The following is a 26,497-nucleotide window of genomic DNA, read 5'->3' as shown; positions in this document are numbered from 1 at the left end:
TACGGACTATGGACTTCATGCAATTCATCGACATCATCCTGCATGTCGATAAATCCCTTGGCTTCTTGATCAAGGAGTATGGCGCCCTGATCTACATGGTCCTGTTCCTGATAGTCTTTTGCGAAACCGGCCTGGTGGTCCTGCCGTTTCTGCCTGGCGATACGCTGTTATTCATCGGCGGCGCGTTTTGCGCCACCGGCGAGATGAACATCTGGGCCCTGATGGCTTTGCTGGTCATCGCCGCCACTACCGGCAACACGCTCAATTACTGGATAGGCAGCCTGATCGGGCACAAGGTCTATACCCACGATTATCGATGGCTGGACAAGAAGGCCCTGCAAAAGACTCACGCGTTCTATGAACACCATGGCGGCAAGACCATCATCCTGTCGCGCTTCGTGCCTATCGTGCGGACTTTCGCACCGTTCGTGGCCGGCGTGTCGGAAATGACTTTCTCCAAATTCCAGTTCTTCAATATCACCGGCGCCCTGATCTGGGTGGTGGGCCTGGTGTCGGCCGGTTATTTCTTCGGGAATATTCCCGTCATCCGCGATCACTTGAACACCATCGTGCTGATCGGGGTCGGCGCGGCGGTAGTACCGGTGGCGCTGGGCGGACTGTGGAAGTTCTACAAGAAAATGCGCGGCGCATAAGCGCCGGCGACGCCGGATGAAAAAAGGGCGCGCTGCAAACTTGCAGCGCGCCCTTTTTGCTTGGCGCCGGCCTGGCAGCTCAGGTCAGGCGATTCCTTGCCAGCGGCGGGTTGTGGGCGAAGTACTTCTTGATCCCTTTCAAGACGGCGTCCGCCATCTGGTCCTGGTAAGCGTTGTCGGTCAGCCTGGCTTCTTCTTCCGGATTGGAAATGAAAGCGGTTTCAATCAGGATGCTTGGGATGTCCGGCGCTTTCAGCACGGCAAAACCGGCCTGTTCCACCGCGCCCTTGTGCAGCTTGTTGATGCCGCCGATTTCGCTCAGCACTGCGCTGCCGAGCTTCATGCTGTCGTTGATCTGCGCCGTGGTCGACAGGTCCAGCAGCACGCTGGCCAGCTGGCGGTCGTGGCTCTTGATGTTGATGCCGCCGATCAGGTCGGCCGAGTTTTCCTTGTTGGCCAGCCAGCGCGCGGCGGTGGAGCTGGCGCCTTTCTCCGACAAGGCGAACACGGAGGAGCCGCGTGCGGTGGGCGTGACAAAGGCGTCGGCATGGATGGAGACGAACAGGTCGGCCTGCACTTTGCGGGCCTTTTGCACGCGCACGCCGAGCGGCACGAAAAAATCCGCATCGCGCGTCAGCATCACGCGCATGTTAGGCTGCTGCTCGATCTTGGCCTTGAGCCGCTTGGCGATCGACAGCACCACGTCCTTTTCATGGTTGCCGCCGCGCCCGGTGGCGCCCGGATCTTCGCCGCCATGGCCGGGATCGAGGGCAATCGTGATCATGCGCGTCAGCGTCGGCGTCTTGTCCGGCTTCGGATCGACCCGGGCGACTTGCGGCGGTTCAGGTTGCGGCTGCAGCGGCGGTTTTTGCTCCTGCGGTTTGGTTTGCGCCACCGGCGGCGTAATTTCGCCTGGCGTGGAGGAAGGCCATTCGCCTTTTTCAATCATCGCCTGGATCGGATCGGGCGGATTGACCGGATACAGGTCGAACACCAGCCGGTGCTGGTAGCCGCCCACCGGCGCCAGGGTGAACACCTGCGGTTTGACTTCTTCCTTGAGGTCGAACACCAGCCGCACCACGTTCGGGCGGTTCTGTCCGACCCGGACTTGCTTGATGTAGGGATCGTTAGGCTGGATCTTGGCGACCAGTTCCTTCAAGGTCGGATTGAGTTCGATGCCTTCGATGTCGACCACCATGCGATCCGGATTCTGCACCAGGAAATGGGTGGTTTTCAGTTCAGCGTCGTTTTCCAGCGTGACGCGGGTGTAGTCTTCCGCCGGCCAGACCCGTACCGCGACAATTTGCGCGGCGCGCGCCGAGAGTGGCGCCAGGACTGAAATGAGCAAAGTGCCGCCGGCCTTGAGTATGGTGCGGCGGATTTTTGATTTTAGAGGTTTGGCGCAAATTTCAGTCGAGCGAGACATTGACTACCCTTATCAGATAACGCCTGCAATTCTACATCACGTCCCTTGTCGGAAACACGGGAAACGCTGAGTAATACATTGATGTCGGGCGGCGGCAACGCGGCGTCGGCTTTTTCCGGCCATTCGACGATACAGATGGTGCCGGGATTGAAGTATTCGCGGAAGCCGGCTTCCAGGAATTCGTCCGGGCTGGCCATCCGGTACAAGTCGAAATGCATCACTTCGACCGCCTGTTGGGCTATCTGGATCGTATAAGGTTCCACCAAGGTGTAAGTTGGGCTTTTGACGTGGCCCCGGTGGCCGGCGGCATGCAGCAAGGCGCGGGTCAGCGCGGTCTTGCCGGCGCCCAGGTCGCCGTGCAGGTGGATCGCCAGTCCGGGCAGCAAGGCCCTGGCCAATGCGGCGCCCAGCGCGCTGGTTCCGGCTTCGTCATGCAGGTGGGTTGTAAAATGCTGCATCTCGTCACATAGTCCTTTGTATCAAGTCTTTCTTTCAAGTCTTTCTGACGTCTTTTTGAAATGCACCAGCCATGGCAGTAATCGACCAGGATTTAACCGCGCTAGCCGCCACCATCAAAGCGTGGGGGCGGGAGCTTGGCTTCGCCGATATCCGCATCAGCGACGTCGACCTGGCGCAGCAGGAGGCGGGTTTCGAGGCTTGGCTTGCGCTCGGTTATCACGGTGACATGGATTATATGGCAGCGCACGGAATGAAGCGCGCCCGGCCTGGCGAACTGGTGCCCGGCGCGATCCGGGCCATCGCGGTGCGCATGGATTACCTGCCGCGCGCCTACCAGGACGACCAGGGCAGCTGGCGCCCGCGCGAGCAGGCGCGGCTGGCGCCGGCGGCCGCCGGCAGCGCCACTGTTTCGCTGTATGCGCGCGGCCGCGATTATCACAAGGTGCTGCGCTCGCGCCTGCAGCAGCTGGCCGATCGCATCAAGGGCGAGATCGGCGAATTCGGTTACCGCGTGTTTACCGACTCGGCGCCGGTGATGGAGGTGGCCCTGGCGCAGAAGGCCGGCCTGGGCTGGCGCGGCAAGCACACCTTGCTGCTCAATCGCGAGGCCGGGTCGTTTTTCTTCCTTGGCGAAATCCTGACCGACTTGCCGTTGCCGGTCGACCCGGCCATCAGTTCGCATTGCGGACAATGCAGCGCCTGCATCGATGTCTGTCCGACCAAGGCGATTGTCGGTCCTTACCGGCTCGACGCCCGCCGTTGCATCTCTTACCTGACGATCGAGCTGAAAGGCAGCATCCCGGTGGAGCTGCGGCCCCTGATCGGCAACCGCGTCTATGGCTGCGACGATTGCCAGCTGTTCTGTCCATGGAACAAGTTTGCGCAACCGTCGACGCTGGGCGATTTCGACGTCCGCAACGGCCTCGACCAGGCTACGCTGGTGGAGTTGTTCGGCTGGAGCGAGGAACAGTTCAACAGCCGCATGGAAGGCAGTCCGATCCGCCGCATCGGCTACCAGCGCTGGCTGCGCAACATGGCGGTCGGCCTCGGCAATACCGCGGCGGCGGGCGCCGCTACGCCGGAGATCGTCGCCGCTTTGCAGCAGCGCAGCGACGATCCGTCCGAACTGGTGCGCGAGCATGTGGCGTGGGCATTGCGGCAGCACGCCATCAAGCACAGCATCGTTTAGAGTTGGTGCTGCAGCACCCACAGCCAGAACGGCAAAGTCAGCGCCGACAGCATGGTGCCGGCGGAAATCATGAACGCCACCAGCGGGCCGTTGCCGCCCATCCTGGCGGCCAGGATGTAAGCGCTGGAGGCGGTAGGCAGGGCGCAAAACAGCACCACCAGCTGTAATTGCGATGGCGCCAGTCCCAGCCGCTGCCCCAGCAGCCACGCCATGGTTGGCAGCGCCAGCAGCTTGACCGCCAGGAAATACCCGGCCAGCGCCTTGGCCCGGTGCACGCCGCTCAGGCGCAGGCCCGCTCCCACCAGCAGCAAACCGAGCGCCAGTGCGGCGTTGCCGAGCCGCGACAGGACTGCTCCCGCCACTTCCGGCAGCGGCAATCCGGACAGGCTGTACAAGAGTCCGCAAGCGGTGGCGATCAGCAGGGGATTGCGCGCCAGCTCCTTGAACAGGCCGCCGCTTTTATGCGCCAGGGCATGCACCGCTGCCAGGTTGCACAGGGGCACGCCAAAGCCGATCAGCATCGCCATCATGCCGGTGGCCTGCTCGCCGCCCAGCCGGGCAGCCAGGGCCAGCGCCATGTATGAATTGAAACGATAGCCGGTTTGCATGCCGGATTCGTAATCCATGGGCGCCGCCTTGATCCACGGTTTGCCCAGCCAGGTGAGGAGGATGGCGCCGAGCAGCGCGCCCATGCCGACCATCAGCATCTTGCCGCTGGTATCGAAGCTGAGCGGCGTGCGCGCGGTGGAGTAAAACAGCAGGGCGGGGAACAGCAGGAAATACACCAGCTTTTCCGCCCCGGTCCAGAACTCGGCGCCCCAATTGCTGATGCGGTGCAGCACGGCTCCCAGCAAGATTAGCGAAAAATCAGGAAACAACAGATTGACGATATACATGGAGTGGCGGATATTGTTAGAAAGCGGGCTGGATTGTCGACATGGTGGACATTCCTGAGTAATTCCCGGGGCCAGGCGTTGAAGTTCGTTTCCGTGTGGAAAATCTGCCCGAATTGCTGAGTATTAGTTTGATAAGGGTTTAGTGTAAACCTATGTTGTTTAGTCAAAATGATTCATATAAATTATTTGTTAAATCCGGGTAACACCTGTTACAGTGCGACCACACCAGAGATTGCAGCTTGCTAAAGCGGCAATTCCGCAGCGGGCTGCACTGGATTGCGGTTTCCGGCAAGTGGCGTTATCTGGCACAGAATTTAGATCCGCGTCCGGCAAAGGGATTTGCCAATGCGGTTGAAAAACGGGATTGTAGGTGGTGGTGCATAAGAACGGTATTGATACCGGGGATACTGAGGAGACCGTGCATTCCGAATGAAGCTGTCTAAACAGCCGGGAGTGCACAACGAAGTAATTTGAGGCGCATCGACAGATGCGCCTTTTTTATTTTATGCTTGCGGTATGAATATAATTTCCGACAGTCCCTTGAAGCGCGCCGGCAGCCAGCTTCCCGCACAGCATTTCACTGCGGTGGTCGCCGCGCCGTTCGGTGCGATGGGCATACGCACTGAAGCCGGCCTGCTGCAGGAACTGGTCTATCTTCCTCCCTCTTTCCACGAAAAAGACGCCACCGACGCGCTGGCCGAACGCGCGGTCAAGCAGATCTGCCGTTACCTGGAGCAACCCGATTTTCGTTTCGATCTGCCTCTTGCGCCGCTGGGCACCGCGTTCCAGCACAAAGTTTGGAAGGCGATAGCGGCGATCCCGCGCGGGGAAGTGCTCACTTACGGCCAGGTTGCCAAGCTGGTGGAATCGGCGCCGCGCGCGGTCGGGCAAGCTTGCGGCTCCAACTGGTTTCCGCTGGTGATCCCTTGCCATCGGGTGACCGCGGCCGGCGGGATTGGCGGCTTTTCCCATCACGACGAGGCGGATGGCTTCCATCTGCGGGTCAAGCGCTGGCTGCTGGAGCACGAAGGCGTGGTCGGCCTGTGACGAGGTCCAAGGCCGGGAGCGAGGCCAAGCCGGTGCTTGGCGCCGAACATCAAACTGCAATCGACGAATTCTGCGACAGCTTGTGGCTGGAAGACGGCCTCGCCAAGAACTCGCTGGAGGCGTACCGGCGCGACATGACCCTGTTTGCGCTATGGCTGCAGGAACAGCCGGGCGGCAAATCGCTGTTTGCGGTCCATGCCGGCGACCTGAATGCCTATTTCCTGGCCAAGCATGACAGCAGCAAGGCCACTTCCTCGAATCGCCGCCTGGCGGTACTGAAGCGCTTCTACCTGCTGGCCTTGCGGCAAAACCGGATCAGCGCCGATCCCTGCCTGCACCTGCGTTCAGCCAAGCAGGCGCCGCGCTTTCCCAAGATATTGTCTGAAGTTCAGGTGGAAGCGCTGCTGGCGGCGCCCGACGTCGCCACGCCGCTGGGCCTGCGCGACCGCACCATGCTGGAGCTGATGTACGCCAGCGGTTTGCGGGTATCCGAGCTGGTGCTGCTGAAATCGCTGGAAGTCGGCATGAACGAAGGCGTGCTGCGGATTACCGGCAAGGGCAGCAAGACCCGCTTGCTGCCGTTCGGCGAAGAGGCGCGCAACTGGATCGTGCGTTACCTGAAAGACGCGCGCGGCCAGATCATGAACGGCCAGATGGACGACGCCTTGTTCGTGACGGCGCGCGGCGGCGCCATGACGCGCCAGATGTTCTGGACCCTGATCAAGAAGTACGCCGCCAAGGCAGCCATCAACGCGCCCTTGTCGCCGCATACCTTGCGCCATGCATTCGCCACCCACCTGCTGAACCACGGCGCCGATTTGCGTGTAGTGCAGCTGCTGCTGGGGCACGCTGACATATCGACCACCCAGATTTATACCCATGTGGCGCGCGAGCGCCTGAAGGCCCTGCATGCGGCGCATCATCCGCGCGGCTGAAATCCTGGGGCTGGATGAAGGGTGGAGGTTGTTGAGCTTGTTCTATTTTATTGCCATATTGCAATTTTCTTCAAATTGAATTCTGCATCCTCCCAATTATTCTCCTGTATCCTGTAGTACATCATTCAAGATGTCTATTTAGGGGGCGCAATTGGCAAAAACGAATTTTCAGTATGAAAAACGGCAGAAAGAATTAGAAAAGAAAAAGAAGAAGGAAGAAAAACTGAAGCGCAAGCTGGAGAAGGGTTCTTCCACCGAAGTTGAGACAGAGGATACGGCCGACTCCGAACTGCCGGCGAGCGGCGAACCTGCTTCCGATGAGCCTAAGCAGCCTTAAGCGCTGCCAGTCCGCTCAGCGCAGATCAGCGGCAAGGATTGTCGCTGCATCGGGCCTGGCGAAAACATGATGTGCAAGCAGGCGCTCCGGCCCGCTGCATTCAAGTAACCCGGTATGACAAAACATATTTCAGAGACCCCGGCGACGCAGTTCTTGCGCAAGCACGGCGCGGTCTTTTCAGAGCATCCCTATGCATATGAGGAACATGGCGGCACCACGGTATCGGCGCGCGCGCTGGGCGTGGACGAGCACCATGTGGTGAAGACGCTGGTGATGCAGGACGAGGCGGCCAAGCCGCTGATCATCCTGATGCATGGCGACCGCAAGGTGTCGACCAAGAACCTGGCGCGGCAGATCGGCTGCAAATCGGTGGAACCCTGCAAGCCTGAGGCGGCGAACCGCCATTCGGGCTACCTGATCGGCGGCACGTCGCCGTTCGCTACCCGCAAGGCGCTGCCGGTGTATATCGAAGAGAGCATCCTGGCCCTGCAGAAGATATATATTAACGGTGGCCGGCGCGGCTACCTGATCGGCATGGCGCCGCAAGACGCGGCTGACCTGCTGCATGCAAAAGCAGTCCGCTGCGCGCTGGACGAATAGGTCCTGGACCAATCAAATACAAAAGAAAGAGACACGCATGTATACATTGTTATTCGCGATTGCCGCCTACCTGATCGGTTCGGTGTCGTTCGGCATCATCACCAGCAAATTGTTCGGGCTGGGAGATCCGCGCACCTACGGTTCGAATAACCCCGGCGCCACCAATGTCCTGCGCAGCGGGAACAAGACCGCGGCTGCCCTGACCCTGCTCGGCGATGGTTTCAAGGGCTGGCTGGCGGTATGGCTGACGCAAAGATACGGGCCGCAGTTCGGCCTTGAAGATGGCGCGGTGGCGCTGGCCGCGGTGGCGGTCTTCCTGGGCCACCTGTGGCCGGTATTTTTCCGTTTTGCCGGCGGCAAGGGCGTGGCGACCTTGTTCGGCATTTTGTTCGGCATCAGCCTCTGGCTGGGCCTGGCGACTATCGCGACCTGGCTGATCGTGGCCTATGCGTTCCGTTATTCCTCGCTGGCGGCCCTGGTCGCCAGCGTCTTCGCGCCTTTCTTCTATGCGCTGATGGAAGGGCCGGACATGATCCTGCTGGCGATCGTGGTGATGAGCGCCTTGCTGATCTATCGCCATGCCAAGAATATCGGCAATCTGCTGGCCGGCAAGGAAAGCCGCATCGGCGCCAAGAAAAAGGGTGGCAAGGCCGCTTAAGCGAAATCGGGAACGGATTCCCCTGGCATAAAAAAGCGCTAGCCAATTCTGGTTTAGCGCTTTTTTACTTAGATTTCCGCTGGTTCTTATATCGAATTAATTATAAGTCGAATTTTAATAGTGTTTATATGCAATTATTGTTGCATTGCGCCATGCAAAATGTGTCCGAGATTCATGTTTTAGACCCCATGACGCCGGAAAATGAAGGCGCTGTTTTATGCCAATTTGCCTTGCTATGCAGCATATTTTCATATCGTGAAATTGAATATCGCTATTTGGAAATCAAAAAAACTCCTGTTAGAATTTGGCACCCGTCTACATAGTGACGTAGATGCTTGCGACCCAACCCGCAAGTCCGGTGCCAGATCGGACAAGCGCACATATTCAGGAGACTCAGCATGTCAGCCCAGCTCGACCAGGTTTTGGCCCAGGCCGCCAACGATCCAGATGTCATTGAAACCCAAGAATGGCTTGATGCGCTAGAAGCTGTCATTGAAACCGAGGGGCCTGAACGCGCCCATTACCTGATGGAAAGAATGGTCGACCTGGCCCGCCGCCGCGGCGCCCAGATCCCGTTTTCCAGCAATACCGCCTACGTCAACACCATTCCTGCCCACATGGGCGAGCATTGCCCGGGCGACCTCGAGATCGAAGAACGCCTGCGTTCGTGGATGCGCTGGAATGCGATGGCGATGGTGGTCAAGGCCAACCGCCTCGACGGCGACCTCGGCGGCCACCTCTCCAGTTTCGCTTCGCTGGCCAACATGCTGGGCATCGGCTTCAACCATTTCTGGCATGCTCCTTCCGAAAACCACGGTGGCGACCTGCTGTACATCCAGGGCCACTCGTCGCCAGGCGTCTACGCCCGCGCTTTCCTCGAAGGCCGCCTGACGGAAGAACAACTGCTGCACTTCCGCCGCGAAGTCGACGGCAAAGGCCTGTCTTCTTACCCGCATCCGAAACTGATGCCGGATTTCTGGCAATTCCCTACCGTATCGATGGGCCTGGGCCCGCTGATGGCGATCTACCAGGCGCGTTTCCTGAAGTACCTGCATGCACGCAGCATCGCCGATACCGCCAACCGCAAGGTCTGGGCTTTCTGCGGCGACGGCGAGATGGACGAACCGGAATCGATGGGCGCCATCGGCATGGCCGGCCGCGAACGCCTGGACAACTTGGTGATGGTGGTCAACTGCAACCTGCAGCGCCTGGACGGTCCGGTGCGCGGCAACGGCAAGATCATCCAGGAACTGGAAAGCGATTTCCGCGGCGCCGGCTGGAACGTGGTCAAGGTGATCTGGGGCGCCGGCTGGGACGACCTGCTGGCGCGCGACAAGGAAGGCATCCTGCAGCGCGTGATGATGGAAACCGTCGACGGCGAATACCAGAACTACAAGGCCAAGGACGGCGCATTCGTGCGCAAGCATTTCTTCGGCAAGCATCCGAAACTGCTGGAGCTGGTCAGCAAGATGTCGGACGACGACATCTGGCACCTGACCCGCGGCGGCCACGATCCGCACAAGATCTACGCTGCCTTCAAGGTAGCGCAGGAACACAAGGGCCAGCCAACCGTCTTGCTGGTCAAGAGCATCAAGGGTTACGGCTTCGGCAAATCGGGCGAAGCGCGCAACACCGCGCACAACACCAAGAAGCTGGACGACGAAGCCATCAAGGCCATGCGCGATCGCTTCCAGCTGCCGATTTCCGACGACCAGCTGCCTGACGTGCCGTTCTTCAAGCCGTCCGACGATACCCCGGAAATGCAATACCTGCACGCCCGCCGCAAGGCGCTGGGCGGCTACCTGCCGCAGCGCCGCCAGAAAGCCGACGAAGTGCTGGTGGTGCCGGAGCTGTCCGCATTCAAGGGCGCGCTGGAACCGACTGCGGAAGGCCGCGAGATTTCCACCACCCAGGCTTACGTGCGCATCCTGAACACGCTGCTGCGCGACCCGAGCCTGGGCCAGCGCGTCGTGCCTATCATGGTCGACGAATCGCGTACCTTCGGCATGGAAGGCTTGTTCCGCCAGATCGGCATTTTCAGCCAGGTCGGCCAGCTGTACGAGCCGGTCGATAAAGACCAGGTGATGTACTACCGCGAAGACAAGGCCGGCCAGATCCTGCAGGAAGGCATCAACGAAGCCGGCGGCATGAGTTCGTGGATTGCCGCGGCGACCTCGTACTCGACCAACAACCGGGTCATGATCCCGTTCTACACGTATTACTCGATGTTCGGCCTGCAGCGTATCGGCGACCTGGCATGGGCAGCCGGCGACATGCGCGCCCGCGGCTTCCTGCTGGGCGGCACCGCCGGCCGCACCACGCTCAACGGTGAAGGCTTGCAGCACGAAGACGGCCACAGCCATGTGCTGGCCTCGACCATCCCGAACTGCGTGCCTTACGATCCGACCTTCTCGCACGAAGTGGCAGTCATCATGCATGACGGCCTGCGCCGCATGGTCACCAACCAGGAAGACGTGTTCTACTACCTGACCCTGATGAACGAGAACTACAGCCATCCGGGCCTGAAGGAAGGCCAGGAAGAGGGCATCATCAAGGGGCTCTACCTGCTGCAGGAAGGCGGCAAGAAGAACAAGCAGCGCGTGCAGCTGATGGGTTCCGGCACCATCCTGCGCGAAGTCATCGAAGGCGCAGCCTTGCTGGCCAGCGACTGGGGCGTGGATGCCGATGTCTGGTCGGCGCCGTCGTTCACCCTGCTGGCGCGCGACGGCCAGGACGTGGAACGCTGGAACATGCTGCACCCGACGGACGCTCCGCGCGTGGCGCACATCACCCAGTGCCTGAAAGACACCGCCGGTCCGATCATCGTTTCCACCGACTACATGCGTACTTTTGCTGAGCAAGCGCGCGCTTTCATTCCTGCCGGCCGTACTTACAAGGTGCTGGGCACGGACGGTTTCGGCCGGTCCGATACCCGCGCCAAGCTGCGTGAATTCTTTGAAGTCAACCGTTATTATGTAGCGGTGGCGGCATTGAAGGCATTGGCCGACGAAGGCAAGATCAAAGCCTCGGTTGTCGCCGATGCCATTACCAAGTATGGTATCAATCCGGAGAAGCCGAATCCGGTCACGCAATAAGGTACTGGTCTTGATATCTGGATAACAAGCAGCAATACGTAAAATACGTAAGAGTAACCAAGCCAGTATTAAAATTTCCACGGCTGTCATGCGCGGGCCTGAATTTTCTGAAAGGAAACTCAGGCCCGCGATGTGCAGCGGGCAGAATGAATGGAGCTAAGCGATGAGTATGGTGGAAGTCAAAGTCCCGGATATCGGCGACGTCAGTGAAGTTGAAGTCATTGAATTGATGGTGAAAGTCGGCGACACGGTAAAGGTAGACCAGTCGCTGATCACCGTCGAATCCGACAAGGCCAGCATGGAAATCCCGTCCAGCCATGCGGGCGTGATCAAGGAATTGAAAGTCAAGCTGGGCGACAAGGTCAAGGAAGGCACGCTGGTGCTTGTGCTGGAAGCCGATGCGGCAGCCGCCGCGCCTGCCAGCGCCCCGGCTGCCGCAGCGCCGGCGCCGGCCGCGGCTGCTCCGGCCCCAGCCCCCGCGCCAGCAGCAGAAAACAAACCAGCTCCGGCCGCTGCGCCCGCTCCGGCGGCGCCGGCACCGGCACCGGTGCACGCCAGCGGCAGCATCCCGCACGCATCGCCGTCGGTGCGCAAGTTCGCGCGTGAACTGGGCGTTGACCTGAGCAAGGTTGCCGGCACCGGCATCAAGGCCCGCATCACCCATGAAGATGTGCAGAATTACGTCAAGGGCGTGATCTCCGGCGCGGCCAGCGGCAGCACTGCCGCTGCGGGCAGCAAGGGCGGCAGCGGCGTCGGCCTGGACCTGCTGGCATGGCCGTCGCTGGACTTCAGCAAGCAGGGGCCGACCGAGTTGCTGCCGCTGTCGCGCATCAAGAAGCTCAGCGGCCCGAACCTGCATCGCAACTGGGTCATGATCCCGCACGTCACGCAATTCGACGAAGCCGACATCACCGAGCTGGAAGAATTCCGCAAGCAAGCCAACGACAGCTTCGCCAAGGCCAAGTCGCCGGTCAAGCTGACCATGCTGGCGTTCGTGATCAAGGCCAGCGTCGCGGCGCTGAAGAAATTCCCGGCATTCAACGCCTCGCTCGACGGCAAGGGTGAAAACCTGATCCTCAAGCAGTACTACAACATCGGCTTTGCCGCCGATACCCCGAATGGCCTGGTGGTGCCGGTGATCAAGGATGCCGACAAGAAGGGCATCAGCCAGATTGCGCTGGAAATGGGCGAACTGTCCGCGCAGGCGCGCGAAGGCAAGCTGAAGCCGGCCGACATGCAGGGCGCGACTTTCACGATTTCTTCCCTGGGCGGCATCGGCGGCACGGCATTTACGCCGATCATCAATGCGCCTGAAGTCGCCATCCTGGGCTTGTCGAAAGCGTCGATGAAACCGGTGTGGGACGGCAAGCAGTTCGTGCCGCGCCTGATGATGCCGACCTCCCTGTCCTACGACCACCGCGTGGTCGACGGCGCCATGGGTGCGCGCTTCAGCGTCTACCTGGCCGAAGTGCTGGCCGACATGCGCAAGACACTGTTGTGATGCCAGGCAGCGCCGGCTGAAGACAGCGTGTTTCAGCCGGCGCCGCTTGCGGTCAATTGGCATACAGATGGAGAGCAATTATGACTACCTGCGTTGTCGTCAAAAAAAATGGGCAGATCGCGATTGCATCGGACTCGCTGGTGACTTTCGGCGATACCCGCTTGTCGCATGCCTATGAGGTCAACAACAAGATATTCCAGATCGGCGAATCGTATATCACGCTGGCCGGCACCGCCGCGCATTTTCCCGTGATGCGCAAGCTGCTGACGGGGATGGGCGAGGAGTGCAAGCTGAATAGCCGCGATGAGGTGTTCGACACCTTTTCCAAGGTGCACACCATCCTCAAGGACCAGTATTTCCTGAACACCAAAGAGGATGAAGACGACCCTTACGAGTCGTCGCAGATCACCGCCCTGGTTGCCAATCCTTACGGCATCTTCGGCGTGTATTCGTATCGCGAGGTATTCAGTTTCGACCGTTTCTGGGGCATAGGCAGCGGCCGCAATTTCGCCCTGGGCGCGATGTATGCGGTGTATGACAAGGACGTCAGCGCACAGCACATCGCCGAGGTAGGGATTCATGCCGGCGTTGAATTCGATAAAAGTTCTGCCATGCCCTTGCGCATCCACAGTTTTGAAATGAAACAGCCGCCGGGCGCGTAAGCCGCGCGCAGCATACAACATCACACATTTTTCCTCCCGACGGAGGAGCGAGCATGGAGCAAACGCTATGAGCATGGTTGAAGTCAAGGTCCCGGATATCGGCGACGTCAAGGATGTAGAAGTCATCGAACTGATGGTCAAGGTGGGCGATGCCGTCAAGGTCGACCAGTCGCTGATCACGGTCGAATCGGACAAGGCCAGCATGGAAATCCCTTCCAGCCAGGCCGGCGTCATCAAGGAAATCAAGGTCAAGGTAGGCGACAAGGTCAGCGAGGGTTCGCTGGTGCTGGTGCTGGAAGCCGCCGGCGCCGCGGCCGCAACTGCAGCACCCGCCGCTGCGCCGGCGCCGGTTGCTGCCGCGGCAGCGCCTGCAGCCGCGGCGCCCGCCGCATCCGGCGCCGCCAGCATCGTCGAGATCAAGGTGCCGGATATCGGCGACGTCAAGGATGTCGATGTCATCGAACTGATGGTCAAGGCCGGCGACAGCGTCAAGGTCGACCAGTCGCTGATCACCGTCGAATCGGACAAGGCAAGCATGGAAATTCCTTCCAGCCACGCCGGCGTGATCAAGGAAGTCAAGGTCAAGGTGGGCGACAAGGTCAGCGAAGGTTCGCTGATCTTGGTGCTGGAAACCACCGGTGCTGCCGCCGCGCCGGCCGCGGCGCCTTCTGCTCCGGCAGCCGCGCCTGCGGCGCCTGCCGTGGCCGCTCCCGCCGCCGTCAGTTTCGCCGGCAAGGTCGATATCGAATGCGACACCATGGTGCTTGGCGCCGGTCCCGGCGGCTATACCGCGGCTTTCCGCGCCGCCGACCTCGGCCAGAGCGTGGTGATGATCGAGCGCTATCCCAGCCTGGGCGGGGTTTGCCTGAACGTCGGCTGTATCCCGTCCAAGGCATTGCTGCATGCAGCCAAGGTGATTACCGAAGCCGAGGAAATGGCGCATTTCGGCGTCAAGATGTCGGCGGCGGAAATCGATATCGACGCCCTGCGCGGCTGGAAGGAAAGCGTCATCAAGAAACTGACCGGCGGCTTGTCCGGCCTGTCCAAGGCGCGCAAGGTGCAGGTGCTGACCGGCAAGGGCGAATTCAGCTCGGCCAACACGATTACCGTGGCCACTGCCGAGGGGCCGAAAGTGGTCGGCTTCAAGAATGCGATCATCGCCGCCGGTTCGTCGGTCGCCCGCATTCCCGGTTTCCCGTACGACGATCCGCGCCTGATCGATTCCACCGGCGCGCTGGAATTGCGCCAGATCCCGAAGAAGCTGCTGGTCATCGGCGGCGGCATCATCGGCCTCGAAATGGCTTGTGTCTATGACGCGCTCGGCTCCAAGGTAACCGTGGTCGAATTTGCCGACGGCCTGATTCCGGCGGCCGACCGCGATGTCGTCAAGCCGCTGCAGAAACGCATCGAAAAACGCTACGAAGCGATTTACCTGAAAACCAAGGTAACCAAGCTGGAAGCCCTGAAAGAAGGCTTGCGCGCAACGTTTGAAGGCGCCGACAGCAGTTCTCCCGCAGCACCGGAACCGCAGCTGTACGATATGGTGCTGGTGGCAGTAGGCCGCCGTCCCAACGGCAAGGAAATCGCTGCCGAAAAAGCCGGCGTGATCGTCAACGAGCGCGGTTTCATCCCGGCCGACAAGCAGCAGCGCACCAACGTGCCGCATATCTTCGCCATCGGCGATATCTGCGGCGATCCGATGCTGGCCCACAAAGCCACCAATGAAGCCAAGGTGGCCGCCGAAGTGATCGCCGGCCACAAGGTCGAGTTCGATGCGATGACGATTCCTTCAGTGGCCTACACCGATCCGGAAATCGCGTGGATGGGCTTGACTGAAACCGAAGCCAAGGCCAAGGGCATTCCTTTTGAAAAGGCCAATTTCCCGTGGGCGGCAAGCGGCCGCGCGCTGGCGATGGGACGCGACGACGGCATGACCAAGCTGTTGTGGGATCCGGCTACCAAGCGCATCATCGGCGCCGGCATTGTCGGCGTGAATGCCGGCGAACTGCTGGCGGAAACCGTGCTGGCGATGGAAATGGGCGCCGACCTGGAAGACCTGGCGCTGACCATCCATGCGCATCCGACCTTGTCGGAAACGCCGATGTTCGCGGCCGAGATGGGCCTGGGTACGATTACCGACCTGTTCATCCCGAAGAAGAAATAAGACGGACGCTGTCCGCATGTAAAAAAAGCCGTTCCGGTTGATTCCGGAACGGCTTTCTTATTTGCGCCGGCAATCCGTTGCAAGCCTAATCGAAATACCGGCGCACAGCCTCGAAGCGTGTTGCGTAATAGCGGTTGTCGAGACGGTCTATGCGCACCTTGCCGTTGGTCGAAGGCGCGTTGATGAAACGGCCGTCGCCGATATAAATGCCGACATGGGAAAAAGCCCGGTTCATCGTATTGAAGAAAACCAGGTCTCCGGGGCGCAGCTCAGCCTTGGAGATGGCTCGACCTTGGCGCGCAATGTCTGCCGCGCTGCCGGTGACCTTGAGGCCCGCCGCCTGCCTGTACACGTAACTGACCATGCCGCTGCAATCGAGCCCGGCTTCCGGATTCTTGCCGCCGAAACGGTAGTTGGTGTCGATCAGGCCCAGCGAATAGATGACGATGTCGTTGCCTTTATCGCTGACCGGTGTGTCGTCGGCCGAGCCGGGACGGACCGAACCGGTTCCGCCGCAAGCTGCCAGCAACAGCGCCAGGCAACAAATAAGAAGGTTTTTTATCGTCATCAGTTACATCGCTCCAAGCAGGTTTGACCGGGGCTCATTTCTCCAGCTTGCTTAACACGTCCGACAGCATGGCGATCATCTGGTCGATTTCGGCGATCGTCACGTTCAGCGCCGGCATGAAACGCAGCAGGTTAGGGCGCGGCGAATTCAGCAGCAAGCCTACCGGGTTCATGTCGCGTGCGATATCGACGATCTGCGGTCCGATATCCTTGCCCAGCTTCAGCGCCCGCAGCAAACCTTCGCCCCGCTCGCCTTCGAGTCCGTGCTTCGCAGTTAATTTCAGCAACTCGCTGCTCAGGTAGGCGCCCTTGTCTTTCACCGATTGCAGGAAGCCCGGCGCCAGCAAGGCCTTGATCACCGCAACGCCGACTGCCGTCATCAGCGGATTGCCATTGTAAGTGCCGCCCTGGTCGCCGGCTTCGAAGCAGGCGATCTCTTCGCGCGCCAGCAGCGCCGCCAGCGGCACGCCGCCGCCTATGCCTTTGCCCAGGGTCATGATGTCCGGCGTGATGCCCGACAGCTGGTAAGCGAACAGTTCGCCGGTGCGGCCCATGCCGGATTGCACTTCATCGACGATCAGCAGGATGCCGCGCTGCTTGGTCAGTTCGCGCAAGCCTTGCATGAATTCGCGGCTGGCCGGGATCACGCCGCTTTCGCCTTGCACCGGCTCCAGCATGACGGCCACGGTCTTGTCGTTGATCAGGCGCTCAACGCTGGCCAGGTCGTTCAGTTCCGCTTTCGGGAAACCCGGCACTTGCGGTGCAAAGATGGTGTCCCAGCCCGGCTTGCCGCTGGCCGACATGGTCGCCAGCGTGCGGCCGTGGAAGCTGTGGTTGAAAGTGATGATCTCGAAGCGATGCTGGCCCGCCTGGTTCGGATTCTTCTTGCCCCATTTGCGCGCCAGCTTGATCGCGCCTTCATTGGCTTCAGCGCCGCTATTGGTGAAGAACACACGGTCGAAACAGGAATTGGCGGTCAGCAGGCCGGCCAGTTCAATCGACGGTGCGTTGTAGAAAGCAGGCGAAGGATTGAGGATCTTTTTCGACTGCGCCAGCAGCGCATCCTGGATGCATTGCGGCGAGTGGCCCAGCGCATTGACGGCCCAGCCCTGCAAATAATCCAGGTAGCGTTTGCCGGTGTGATCCGTCATCCACATGCCGTCGCCTTCGGTAAACACCAGGGGCGGGCGGTTGGTGATGTACATCAGGTCGTTAACCGGGTATTCGCTGAATTCCACGCTGTGTTCCATATGGCTACTCCAAATAAGGGCAAAAAAAAACCACAGGCAGCGCCTGTGGCTTCGGGATCAATCGACGGTCACGCGCACGGCTTACCTGGCAGAGGCAATGGGTTACGGCGTCGCAACAATGTTCGGATCATGTTCATGACGCAAATATTAGGACTTTTTGTGTGGTGCGTCAAAAAAAATTTGCACTATTGTGGGCGCCGGTCAAGGGCGATATCCCGTCGTCCGCCTGCGGCAGGCCGCAACGGTCGGCGCTGGATAACGAAATGATTAAAATAGTTCTCAAAAAGCAATTAAATCTGATATCTTCCACAATCATGCTTTTGAGCAATCCAATGCCGTAATGCCTGGCGCGGGGCGGAGGCTGAAATCGCTGCCGCCCTGGCCACCCCCGAGGAGGTGCATTGTGCCATTTCCCCCTAGCAAATCATTCAAGCCATCGCAACCGCTGGTGATGCATCACCTTATGCTGCTGCAAGGGGGGCAGCTTACCTGGATAGGCCGTTCGGCGTTCGACCGTGGGCGCAATGTCTGGAGCGGCGCGCTGAAAGGGGATCCCGATGCGCTGCCAGATCCTCTGTCAGCTGCTGCCGATCTGTTCGAGCGCACGCCGCGCGGCCGCATAAAATCGGCCGACAAGCTGACCGTGCTGCTCGGTTATCCCTATGTGCGGCATACGGTGCTGCCGTGGCGAGCAGGTCTGGAGCGGACCGCAGACTGGCAAGGTTATGCCAATGCCGTATTTGACGAGCAGGACGGCAGCGCCTATCCGGGCCGCCAGGTGGTGGTCGATCCCGCACCGTCCGGCCAGCCGCGGCTGGCGGCGGCGACCGATGCAGCGCTCATGCAAGGGTTGCAGGCGCTGGCCAAAATGCACGGGCTGCGCCTGGTCTCTTGCAAGTCGTTGCTGACAGCCGCCGTGCAGCGCCACTGGGACATGCTGGAAGACGATTGCGTGCTGAGCCTGCCGCAGCACGATGCGCTCGAGTGCCTGTTCAGGAAACAAGGGATATGGCAAGGCGTGTGCGGCATGCCGGTGGCGCGCAGCGCAGCGCTGGCCGACAGCATCGCCGCCGCCGCGTTGCTGGCCCGGGCTGGCGACGATGCCGGTCCGGTGCTGGCGGTAACGCCATTTTCCAGCAGCCCGCGCCAGGCGCAAGATAGTTCCTCTTCGGTACGCTGGCTGGCAGCAGCGCATCCGTGGCTGCAAAGCAGCCAATATCACTCTGACTCCAGCCGCACCTATGCCCGCGGCCCGGCGTTTGCCGCGCCGGCCAGCCGCCCTCAACCGCCGGCCGCTCGCTACAAGTGGGGATACTGGGCCGCCGACAATCTGGTGGTGGAGCAATCAGGACGCTATGGCGCATGGGGCAACCTGGCATGGCGCCAGCCCTTGCGCTGTTCTGCCCATGGCGTCGCTTATGCCAGGCCAGGCTTGCCATTCGGGCCCTGGCTAGAGAGGCAGCCATGAGCGATTTGCGCCAGCGCGTCAAGCTGAGGACAGCGGACGCCAGCCCGGTGCTGGATTTTGTGAGTCCGCAAACGCATTCCGGCGTGCCGTTGATGTTGCTGGGAATCCTGATGGCGGGCGTACTGGCGTTTTTGGGACATCGGCATTGGCAGCAAGCGGACGTACCCGGAGCCGCCACGCTTGAACCGCCTGCGAAGATACTGGCTGTGAAGAATGCCGAAGCTGAGGGGAAAATCCAGCTCCCGCCCATCGCAGTTGCAGCCGACCAGGCAAGCAGCGGCAGGACGGACGAGCCTGTCGCCAGCGGCAGGTTGCCGGCACGGGAAGACAAGGGAAAGGCTGCTTCCAAGACGCTGCCGAAGCAGCGCCGGCCGTTACCGCATCCGCCATCGCGGATGCTGGCCGCAAGCGTGAACAAGCCTGTCAGCCAGGTGAATCCGGAAGCCATGGCTGCGAGGCCGGAGCAGCCCGATCCCGGCCCGCGGCAGATAGTCATGCATGAAGTGACGCTCACGCGCCACGTGCGCCTGACGGCCGGCACCCTCAACTAGGGCGCGGCGTTGAAATAGCGCAGCCCAGCTCAGGAAGCCAGGTCGGCTTCCGAGGTAAACGAATCCGCATAAAACTCGTCGGCCGGCAGTTTGCACAGGGCGACAAAATCGCGCTGTGCCGATTCCACCACGATCGGCGCGCCGCAGGCGTATACCTGGTAAGCGGACAGGTCGGGCAAGTCGTCGATCACCGCCTGGTGCACGAAGCCGGTGCGGCCTTGCCACTGGTCTTCCGGCTGTGCATTTGAAATGACGGGCACGAACTTGAAGTTCGGCAGCGTATTCGCCCATTCTTCGCACAGCGCCATCATGTACAAGTCTTGCGGCCGCCGGCCGCCCCAGTACAAAGTGATCGGCCGCTGCGATCCGGTATGGGCGCATTGTTCGACCAGCGCCTTGATCGGTGCAAAGCCGGTGCCCGAAGCCAGCAACACCATCGGCTTGTCCGAATCCTCGCGCAGGAAGAACGTGCCGAGCGGCCCCTCCAGGCGCAGGATGTCGCGCTCTTTCATGGTGCTGAACACCTGGTCGGTAAACAGGCCGCCAGGCATGTGGCGGATATGCAGCGTCAGGTATTCATCCTTGTGCGGCGCGTTGGCCATGCTATAGCTGCGCCGTTTACCGTCGCGCAGCATGAATTCGATATACTGGCCCGCCAGGAACTGCAGCCGTTCGTTAGCCGGCAATTGCAATGACAGCACAACCACGTCGTCGGCCACCTTGTCGATCTTGGCGATGCGGGTCGGCATCTTGCGCACCGGGAAATCGCCGATGCCCGCTACTTCGCGGACCTCGATGGTGACGTCGGAATGCGGCGTGGCGCAGCAGAACAGGGCAAAGCCCTGTTGTTCTTCCTTGACCGGCAGCGCTTTTTCCTGGTGCGCGCCATGGCTGATTTCGCCGTCCAGCAGCTTGCCTTTGCATGAACTGCAAGCGCCGTTTTTACAGCCGTAAGGCAGACCGACGCCGGCGCGTACGGCGGCATTGAGAATGGTCTCGCCTTCGTCGCAGCTGAATTGACGACCGCTAGGCTGAACAGTTATCTGAAAACTCATACAATCCTGTAATGAAAAATATAAAACAAAACCCTGGCGGCAAACTAGGCAAGCCGCGCCTGCTGATCCTCGGCTGCGGCAACGTGGGATTACGTTTGCTGGCGCTGCTGAAACAGCGCTTTCGCGTGTTTGCGGTTACCAGCCAGCCGGACCGCTGTGCCGAATTGCGCGCCGCCGGCGCAATCCCGCTGGTGGCGGATCTTGACCAGCCGGCAACATTGGCGCGGCTGGCGCGCCTGGCGCAGGTTGTCGTCCACCTGGCGCCGCCGCAGTCGGGGGGGGAAAAAGACCGGCGCAGCCGAAACCTGGCCGCCATTCTACCCGAGCGGGCCACACTTGTTTACATTAGCACCACCGGCGTCTATGGCGATTGCGGCGGCGCCCTGATAGACGAAACCCGAATCCTGGCGCCGCACAATGGCCGCGCCAGGCGCCGTGTCGATGCCGAGCAGGTGCTGCGCGCCTGGGCCCGGCGCCGCAACGGACGCCTGGCGATTTTGCGGGTGCCGGGGATTTACGCCGCCGACCGCCTGCCGCTGGCGCGCCTGGAGAAAGCGACGCCGGCCCTGGTTGCCGCCGACGACGTCTACACCAACCATATCCATGCCGATGACCTGGCGCGCATCATTGTGGCCGCGGTGGACAAGGCAGCGCCGTTGCGCATCTACCATGCCAGCGACGATTCGCAGCTGAAGATGGCTGAGTATTTCGACCTGGTGGCCCAAGCCTTCGGCCTGCCGCTGCCGCCCCGGCTGCCGCGCGCCGAGCTGGAACAGGTGGTGTCGCCCATGCTGCTGTCCTTCATGTCGGAGTCGCGCCGTTTGCAAAACCGGCGCATCAAGCTGGAGCTGGGGGTGCGATTGCGCTACCCGGATGTGCCTGGCGCCTTATCGGCGATGGGCAGGGCTAGACTGAAGCAGGTGCAGCGATAGATGCATGGCAAGCTTCTATATTTGTTATTTGCATAAGCATAGAAGTTATAAGTTGTTGTAAGGCGGAAAGTTGACCGATAAAGTGAAAAGTAAATAAAAAATCCACTTTATATGCGCTTGCCGACTTAGGCCCGGCGTTGTATTGCAACGCAAAGGCCGCCATCTCCCCATGAAGTTATCTTTTCAGCACATCAGCAAGCAGTTCTCCGGTTTGCCTGTCATCGCCGATTTCAGCCGCGAAATCGAAGAAGGCGAACTGGTCGCCCTGGTCGGTCCTTCCGGCTGCGGCAAGTCGACCCTGCTGCACCTGGCCGCGGGCCTCGGCGCGCCGACCAGCGGCGCGCTGCTGGCGGACGGCCAGGCGATCAAGGGGCCGCATCCCGAACGCATGCTGATGTTCCAGGAAAACGCGCTGTATCCATGGCTGACGCTCGAAGCGAATGTGGCGCTGGCGCTGGAGCTGCAAAAAGCCGGCAAGGCCGACGCCCGCCGGCAGGCGCGCGACTGGCTGTCCAAAGTCAGCCTGCAAGGTTTCGAAGCTTATTATCCGCACCAGGTCTCGGGCGGCATGCGGCAGCGCGCGGCGCTGGCGCGCGCCTTCATCACCAAACCCAAGGTGCTGCTGCTGGACGAGCCGTTTGGCGCGCTCGACGCGCTGACCCGCATGACCTTGCAGGACTCCCTGCGCCAGCTGATCCGGGAAGAACGTCCGACCGTGCTGCTGGTGACGCACGATGTCGACGAAGCCCTGTTCCTGGCCGACCGCATCCTGGTGTTCAGCCCGCGCCCGGCCAAGGTGCTGCGCGAATTCAACCTGAACCACCACGAGAAAACCCACGACCTGTCCGAATTTGCCGCCATCCGGCGGGAGATTCTCTGCCTGCTCGGGATCCGCGCAGAGCAGGACGCATTCGCAAAAAAACTTGAGGGAATCGCCGCATGAAACGCATTGACTTCGCCGTTAACTTCGCCAGCACCCGCTTAAAACCGCTCCTGCTGATTCCAGCGCTCCTGCTGACGCTGGCGGGGCAGGCCGGCGCCGCCGAGAAATTCAAGATCGGTTACCTGCGGGTCATGGACGATGCGCAGGCGATCGCCGCTTTTGAAGGCGGTTTCTACAAGAAACACGGCCTGGAGGTCGAACTGGTCGAGTTCAAGTCGGGCACCGACCTGATCAAGGCTATCGTCGGCGGCCAGCTCGACAGCGGCGTGCTGGGTTTCACCAATGCTGCGGCCTGGGCTTCCAAAGGCGCCGACCTCAAGGTAGTGGCTGGCGCCCAGCATGGCTATCACGCGCTCGTCGTGCGCGAGGACAGCGGCATCAAGGACGTGGCTGGATTGAAGGGGCGCACCCTGGCGTCGCAGGCCGAGGGCAGCACCGCCGACACCGTGCTCAAAGGCGTGACGCTCAAGAACGCCGGCCTCAAAGCCGACGACGTCAACATCCTCGGCGTCAGCCCGCAGGTGGCGGTGCAATCGCTGGCAGGCAAGCGGGTCGATGCTGCTTTCCTGTTCGAACCGCAAGCCAGCATCGCCAAGCTGGTGGCGCCGGTGAAGCAGATTTATGAAGTCGGCGAAGTCTGGCCCTTCCCCTGCATGGTGGTGATCACTTCCGGGGAAACGCTGGCGAAGCGCCGCGACGCGGTCTGGAAATCGCTGGATGCGCAGCATGAAGCCATCGAGCTATTGCAAAAGGATCCGGCCGCGGCGTCGAAGCTGATCGCCGGCTATTTCATCGCGGAGCCCGCCCTGAAGACCCTGAAGCAGGGCGACCTGCCGCGTGAAACCGTGATCCGCGACGCTATCAAGAGCCAGACCTTCAGCGCCGTGCTGACCGCCAAGGAACTGGCGCGCATGCAGGAATTGGCCAATATCCTGCAAGACCAGGGTTCGCTCAAGACGCGCGACGGCAAGCCGTTCAACGTCAACGCCATCATCGATCTCGACTGGCAAAAGGCACGCAAGCTCTGATCGTCCGGCAGCTGTTTTTTTTCAATGCACAAGAATTGTTTTGGCTTATTTCCTTCCTTATTTATGAGCACTCAAAGCCGGCTGGCCGGTTACCGCAAAAAACTTGCCATGCTGCTGGCCATCCTGCTGATTTTCCTGTTATGGCAGATCGCCGCCTGGTCCTTGCCCGACTTCCTGATGCCAGGCGTGCTGCCGGTGCTGGGACGTTTGTGGCATGAAGCGTTGACGCCGGAATTCCGTACCGCCCTGTGGGGCAGCCTGACCCGGCTCGGCGGCGGTTATGCGGCGGCGATGCTGTTCGGCATCGGTTTCGGCCTGGTCGGCGCAGTCCTGTTTTTCTTCCGCGAAGTGCTGAAGTCGGCCATCATTATCCTGCAATCGATCCCGTCGATTGCCTGGGTGCCCTTGTTCCTGATCCTGATGGGTTTCGGCAACATGCCGATCATGGTGGTGGTGGCGATGGCGGCCTTTTTCCCGGCTGCGCTGAGCGTCATGAATGCCACGGAAAGCGTACAGCAGGTACATGTTTCGGCGGCGCGGGTGATGGGCGCCACGCGCTGGGACATGCTGAAACGCGTGTACCTGCCCGCCGTCATGCCGGAGCTGATAACCGGCGCCCAGCTGGCGTTCGGCAATGCCTGGCGCGCACTGATTTCGGCCGAAATGCTGATCGGCTTCGGCAAGGGACTGGGACGGACCCTGGCTTACGCCGGGGAAACCGCCGACATGGTCGGCGTGATGACCAACATCCTCGCCATTGCAATCCTGGCGGCCCTGATCGACCAGTTCATCCTGGAAAACCTGAAGCACCGGGTGCTGCGCTACCAGTACGTCTGATCCGACACCATGAAGCCGCCGCATTTCCTCCTCCGGTTTTTGCTGTTGCTGCCGGCCTGCGCGCTGCCGCTCGGCGCAGCGGCGGCCAGCGTGCAGCAGATTCAGCAGCGCGGCCAGCTGGTGGTCGGCGTCAGCTATGTCGCTCCGGCGCATGTCGCCGGCGCAAAATACCGGACTGCGGAAAGTTTCGACACGACTGTCGCCGCCGACCTGGCGCAACGCCTCGGGGTCAGGCTGGTCACGATAAAAGTGACGGCGCAGGACCGTCTGCAATTGCTGGCGCGAGGCAAGGCAGACCTGCTGCTGCTGAACCTGAAGCCGGCCGATGCCGACGCGCTGCGTGCGAGCGCAAGGCTGCTGCCGACGGCTTACCAGGCGCACCCCAAGCTGATCATGCGCAACGATACCGGCATCAGGCGTCCGGCGCAGCTGCGCGGACGCAGCGTCTGCCTGGCGCAAGGCGGCGCTTATATCGGCAGCATGGCGGCCCGCTATGGCGCCGTGGAAAAAATATACAAAGCTCCGGCCGATGCATTGCTGGCGCTCAGGACCGGCGCCTGCGACGCCGCCGTGCATGACGATGCGGTCTTGACGGGCATGCTGGATTTGCCCGAATGGAAGAAGTTTTCAGCCAGCCTGCCGCTGGACGCGAGTCCGGCCACGCTGACTTTTGCGGTGAGGCCGGCGGATACCGGCCTGGGCGATTACCTGCGGCAGGCAGCCGGCGCATGGGACAGCGGCTACTGGGCCGGCAACCGGAAAAAATGGGTCAGCAATGTCGCATTCGAAGTCTACCTGGACCAGAATGTCCCGGATTGCCACTAGCCGCGCCTCAGCCCCCTTTCTGCTGTCTCTGCCAGGCACCGCCAATTTGTTTCCCTCGCCGCCCGATAGCAACTAAAATCCCTGCAGGATCAAGTCATTTTGCCATCGAATCTACGGAGAAGCTGCCGCATAAAAGAATTTAATGTGGCGGCGTCCCTGCTAGGATTCGATCTGCAAGAGACGTCCCCGGTTTCCCACGCCTGACGATGGGTGCCGATATTAAAAAAACACTATTATTAAAGACAGACGAAAGGATTCGCCATGTACGCACGGACCAAACTGATGATGGTTATGTTGGCTGCATTCCCAGCGCTCGCTATGGCGCAGGAGACACAAGTAGTAAAGATCGGTTTCAGCGGTCCGCTGACCGGCCCCCAGGCATCTGCCGGCCGCGACAACCAGGGCGGCCTGGCCATGGCGATCGACAAGCTCAATGCCCAGGGCATGGTCATCGGCGGCAAGAAAATCAAGTTCGAAGCACAGATGGAAGACGACCAGGCCGATCCGCGCGCCGGTGTGGGCGTAGCGCAAAAGCTGGTCGACATGGGCGTCAAGGCAGTGGTCGGCCCTTACAATTCGGGCGTCACCATTCCTGCTTCGCGCGTCTATAACGACGCCGGCATCGTGATGGGCACCGTGGCTTCCAATCCGAAGGTGACTTTGCAAGGCTTCCACTCGGTATTCCGGGTAGCGGCCAGCGACAGCCAGCTGGGCGGCAAGATGGCGCTGTATGCAGCCAAGGAACTGAAGGTCAAGACCGTCGCGATCATCGACGACCGCACCGCCTACGGCCAGGGCCTGGCGGAAGAGTTTTCGAAAGTCGCCAAGGCCAACGGCATCAAGGTGCTCGGCAATGACTTCACCAATGACAAGGCAACCGATTTCACCGCCATCCTGACCTCCATCAAATCGAAGAAGCCGGACGCGATTTTCTACGGCGGCTACTCGCCGCAGGGCGGCCCGATGATGCGCCAGATGAAGCAGCTGGGCTTGAGCGCCAAGTTCCTTGGCGGCGACGGCATCTGCGCGCCTGAAATGGGCCGCCTCGGCGGCGATGCGATTACCGACCAGGTGTATTGCACCCAGGGCGGCGCCATGCTGGACAAGCTGGCTTCGGGCAAGACCTTTGCGGCCGACTACCAGAAGCGTTACAACCGTCCTGCGGAAACCTACGCTGCTTCGTTCTACGACGGCATGATGGTGATCGCGCAGGCGATGAAGGACGCCAACTCGGTCGAGCCTAAGCAATACGTCTCGGCGCTGGAAAAGATCCACTACAAGGGTGTCGCCGGTTCTTATGAATTCGACGCCAACCACGACCTGAAGCAATCGCCGGTAACCGTGTTCCGCTTCAAGGGCGGCGTGCCGGAAGCGCTCACCAGCTACTAAGCAGCTAGCGGGCAGCAGCCCTGGCAGCCC

At 60.9% G+C, this 26,497-nt stretch carries 25 protein-coding genes; 19 read left to right on the top strand and 6 right to left on the bottom strand.

Annotation, left to right across the window (positions count from 1 at the left end; genetic code table 11):
* The first annotated feature begins 8 nt into the window (after positions 1 to 8).
* Positions 9 to 653, top strand: coding sequence for a VTT domain-containing protein (locus AC07RZ_RS15715; RefSeq protein ID WP_092397336.1), 645 nt, complete (start codon positions 9 to 11; stop codon positions 651 to 653).
* Between the two features lie 79 nt (positions 654 to 732).
* Here the strand turns inward: AC07RZ_RS15715 and AC07RZ_RS15710 are convergent, their stop codons facing one another.
* Both AC07RZ_RS15710 and tsaE read right to left on the bottom strand, forming a co-directional pair.
* Complete coding sequence (locus AC07RZ_RS15710; protein ID WP_494668613.1) at positions 733 to 2,079, bottom strand: N-acetylmuramoyl-L-alanine amidase; 1,347 nt, start codon at positions 2,077 to 2,079, stop codon at positions 733 to 735.
* On the bottom strand, positions 2,043 to 2,537 hold the full coding sequence (tsaE, locus tag AC07RZ_RS15705) for a tRNA (adenosine(37)-N6)-threonylcarbamoyltransferase complex ATPase subunit type 1 TsaE (RefSeq protein WP_494668612.1): 495 nt from the start codon (positions 2,535 to 2,537) through the stop codon (positions 2,043 to 2,045). Before tsaE ends, AC07RZ_RS15710 begins: the two co-directional genes overlap by 37 nt.
* 71 nt (positions 2,538 to 2,608) lie before the next feature.
* Here tsaE and queG point away from each other — a divergent pair, with 71 nt between their 5' ends.
* The gene (queG, locus tag AC07RZ_RS15700) at positions 2,609 to 3,727 is read left to right on the top strand and encodes a tRNA epoxyqueuosine(34) reductase QueG (RefSeq protein WP_494668611.1); all 1,119 of its coding nucleotides are present in this window, start codon (positions 2,609 to 2,611) and stop codon (positions 3,725 to 3,727) included.
* Here queG and AC07RZ_RS15695 read toward each other — a convergent pair.
* On the bottom strand, positions 3,724 to 4,623 hold the full coding sequence (locus tag AC07RZ_RS15695) for an AEC family transporter (protein WP_494668610.1): 900 nt from the start codon (positions 4,621 to 4,623) through the stop codon (positions 3,724 to 3,726). The genes queG and AC07RZ_RS15695 overlap by 4 nt on opposite strands.
* Before the next feature lie 516 nt (positions 4,624 to 5,139).
* Between AC07RZ_RS15695 and AC07RZ_RS15690 the strand changes: the two genes are divergently transcribed.
* The 9 genes from AC07RZ_RS15690 (at position 5,140) to lpdA (ending at position 15,622) form a co-directional block, all read left to right on the top strand.
* The gene (locus tag AC07RZ_RS15690) at positions 5,140 to 5,670 is read left to right on the top strand and encodes a methylated-DNA--[protein]-cysteine S-methyltransferase (RefSeq protein WP_494668609.1); all 531 of its coding nucleotides are present in this window, start codon (positions 5,140 to 5,142) and stop codon (positions 5,668 to 5,670) included.
* The gene (gene xerD / locus AC07RZ_RS15685; protein ID WP_494668608.1) at positions 5,667 to 6,605 is read left to right on the top strand and encodes a site-specific tyrosine recombinase XerD; all 939 of its coding nucleotides are present in this window, start codon (positions 5,667 to 5,669) and stop codon (positions 6,603 to 6,605) included. The genes AC07RZ_RS15690 and xerD overlap by 4 nt, the downstream gene beginning before the upstream one ends.
* 151 nt (positions 6,606 to 6,756) lie before the next feature.
* Positions 6,757 to 6,942, top strand: a complete 186-nt coding sequence (locus AC07RZ_RS15680) for a hypothetical protein (protein WP_092397350.1) — start codon at positions 6,757 to 6,759, stop codon at positions 6,940 to 6,942.
* A gap of 114 nt (positions 6,943 to 7,056) precedes the next feature.
* The gene (gene ybaK / locus AC07RZ_RS15675; RefSeq protein ID WP_494668607.1) at positions 7,057 to 7,542 is read left to right on the top strand and encodes a Cys-tRNA(Pro) deacylase; all 486 of its coding nucleotides are present in this window, start codon (positions 7,057 to 7,059) and stop codon (positions 7,540 to 7,542) included.
* 37 nt (positions 7,543 to 7,579) lie between these two features.
* Positions 7,580 to 8,200, top strand: coding sequence for a glycerol-3-phosphate 1-O-acyltransferase PlsY (gene plsY / locus AC07RZ_RS15670; protein WP_092397354.1), 621 nt, complete (start codon positions 7,580 to 7,582; stop codon positions 8,198 to 8,200).
* Positions 8,201 to 8,598: 398 nt separating this feature from the next.
* Entirely contained in the window at positions 8,599 to 11,295 is a 2,697-nt protein-coding gene (aceE, locus tag AC07RZ_RS15665; protein ID WP_144738950.1) for a pyruvate dehydrogenase (acetyl-transferring), homodimeric type, read from the top strand.
* A 163-nt stretch (positions 11,296 to 11,458) separates the two neighbouring features.
* Positions 11,459 to 12,796, top strand: a complete 1,338-nt coding sequence (aceF, locus tag AC07RZ_RS15660) for a dihydrolipoyllysine-residue acetyltransferase (protein WP_494668606.1) — start codon at positions 11,459 to 11,461, stop codon at positions 12,794 to 12,796.
* 80 nt (positions 12,797 to 12,876) lie between these two features.
* A complete protein-coding gene (locus AC07RZ_RS15655; RefSeq protein ID WP_144738948.1) occupies positions 12,877 to 13,458 on the top strand; it encodes an Ntn hydrolase family protein in 582 nt (193 codons plus the stop codon).
* Between the two features lie 67 nt (positions 13,459 to 13,525).
* Positions 13,526 to 15,622, top strand: a complete 2,097-nt coding sequence (gene lpdA / locus AC07RZ_RS15650; protein WP_494668605.1) for a dihydrolipoyl dehydrogenase — start codon at positions 13,526 to 13,528, stop codon at positions 15,620 to 15,622.
* 85 nt (positions 15,623 to 15,707) lie between these two features.
* Here the strand turns inward: lpdA and AC07RZ_RS15645 are convergent, their stop codons facing one another.
* Together AC07RZ_RS15645 and AC07RZ_RS15640 are read right to left on the bottom strand one after the other, a co-directional pair.
* Positions 15,708 to 16,190 carry a C40 family peptidase gene (locus tag AC07RZ_RS15645; RefSeq protein WP_494668604.1) on the bottom strand — a complete coding sequence of 161 codons (483 nt, stop codon included), beginning with the start codon at positions 16,188 to 16,190 and terminating at the stop codon, positions 15,708 to 15,710.
* A 34-nt stretch (positions 16,191 to 16,224) separates the two neighbouring features.
* Positions 16,225 to 17,427: an acetylornithine transaminase gene (locus tag AC07RZ_RS15640; RefSeq protein ID WP_144739081.1), complete on the bottom strand. Its 1,203-nt coding sequence runs from the start codon at positions 17,425 to 17,427 to the stop codon at positions 16,225 to 16,227.
* 415 nt (positions 17,428 to 17,842) lie between these two features.
* Here AC07RZ_RS15640 and AC07RZ_RS15635 point away from each other — a divergent pair, with 415 nt between their 5' ends.
* Both AC07RZ_RS15635 and AC07RZ_RS15630 read left to right on the top strand, forming a co-directional pair.
* Positions 17,843 to 18,907: a hypothetical protein gene (locus AC07RZ_RS15635; protein WP_494668603.1), complete on the top strand. Its 1,065-nt coding sequence runs from the start codon at positions 17,843 to 17,845 to the stop codon at positions 18,905 to 18,907.
* Complete coding sequence (locus AC07RZ_RS15630; RefSeq protein WP_494668602.1) at positions 18,904 to 19,458, top strand: hypothetical protein; 555 nt, start codon at positions 18,904 to 18,906, stop codon at positions 19,456 to 19,458. The genes AC07RZ_RS15635 and AC07RZ_RS15630 overlap by 4 nt, the downstream gene beginning before the upstream one ends.
* 29 nt (positions 19,459 to 19,487) lie before the next feature.
* Here the strand turns inward: AC07RZ_RS15630 and AC07RZ_RS15625 are convergent, their stop codons facing one another.
* Positions 19,488 to 20,513 carry a CDP-6-deoxy-delta-3,4-glucoseen reductase gene (locus AC07RZ_RS15625; protein ID WP_494668601.1) on the bottom strand — a complete coding sequence of 342 codons (1,026 nt, stop codon included), beginning with the start codon at positions 20,511 to 20,513 and terminating at the stop codon, positions 19,488 to 19,490.
* A gap of 11 nt (positions 20,514 to 20,524) precedes the next feature.
* Between AC07RZ_RS15625 and AC07RZ_RS15620 the strand changes: the two genes are divergently transcribed.
* The 6 genes from AC07RZ_RS15620 (at position 20,525) to AC07RZ_RS15595 (ending at position 26,467) form a co-directional block, all read left to right on the top strand.
* Positions 20,525 to 21,445 (top strand): SDR family oxidoreductase, encoded by a 921-nt coding sequence (locus AC07RZ_RS15620; RefSeq protein WP_494668600.1) that lies wholly within the window; start codon positions 20,525 to 20,527, stop codon positions 21,443 to 21,445.
* Between the two features lie 169 nt (positions 21,446 to 21,614).
* Entirely contained in the window at positions 21,615 to 22,388 is a 774-nt protein-coding gene (locus tag AC07RZ_RS15615) for an ABC transporter ATP-binding protein (RefSeq protein WP_144738943.1), read from the top strand.
* Positions 22,385 to 23,416, top strand: a complete 1,032-nt coding sequence (locus AC07RZ_RS15610; protein WP_494668599.1) for an ABC transporter substrate-binding protein — start codon at positions 22,385 to 22,387, stop codon at positions 23,414 to 23,416. Before AC07RZ_RS15615 ends, AC07RZ_RS15610 begins: the two co-directional genes overlap by 4 nt.
* Positions 23,417 to 23,479: 63 nt before the next feature.
* On the top strand, positions 23,480 to 24,253 hold the full coding sequence (locus AC07RZ_RS15605; RefSeq protein WP_494668598.1) for an ABC transporter permease: 774 nt from the start codon (positions 23,480 to 23,482) through the stop codon (positions 24,251 to 24,253).
* Between the two features lie 9 nt (positions 24,254 to 24,262).
* The gene (locus tag AC07RZ_RS15600; protein ID WP_494668597.1) at positions 24,263 to 25,078 is read left to right on the top strand and encodes a type 2 periplasmic-binding domain-containing protein; all 816 of its coding nucleotides are present in this window, start codon (positions 24,263 to 24,265) and stop codon (positions 25,076 to 25,078) included.
* A gap of 282 nt (positions 25,079 to 25,360) precedes the next feature.
* Positions 25,361 to 26,467, top strand: coding sequence for a branched-chain amino acid ABC transporter substrate-binding protein (locus tag AC07RZ_RS15595; RefSeq protein WP_494668596.1), 1,107 nt, complete (start codon positions 25,361 to 25,363; stop codon positions 26,465 to 26,467).
* Positions 26,468 to 26,497 lie beyond the last annotated feature (30 nt).

Source organism: Collimonas sp. GW821-FHT07E08 (genome assembly GCF_059418905.1).
Note: the sequence above shows the minus strand (reverse complement) of the source record. Positions and strands in the feature narration are given on the sequence as shown.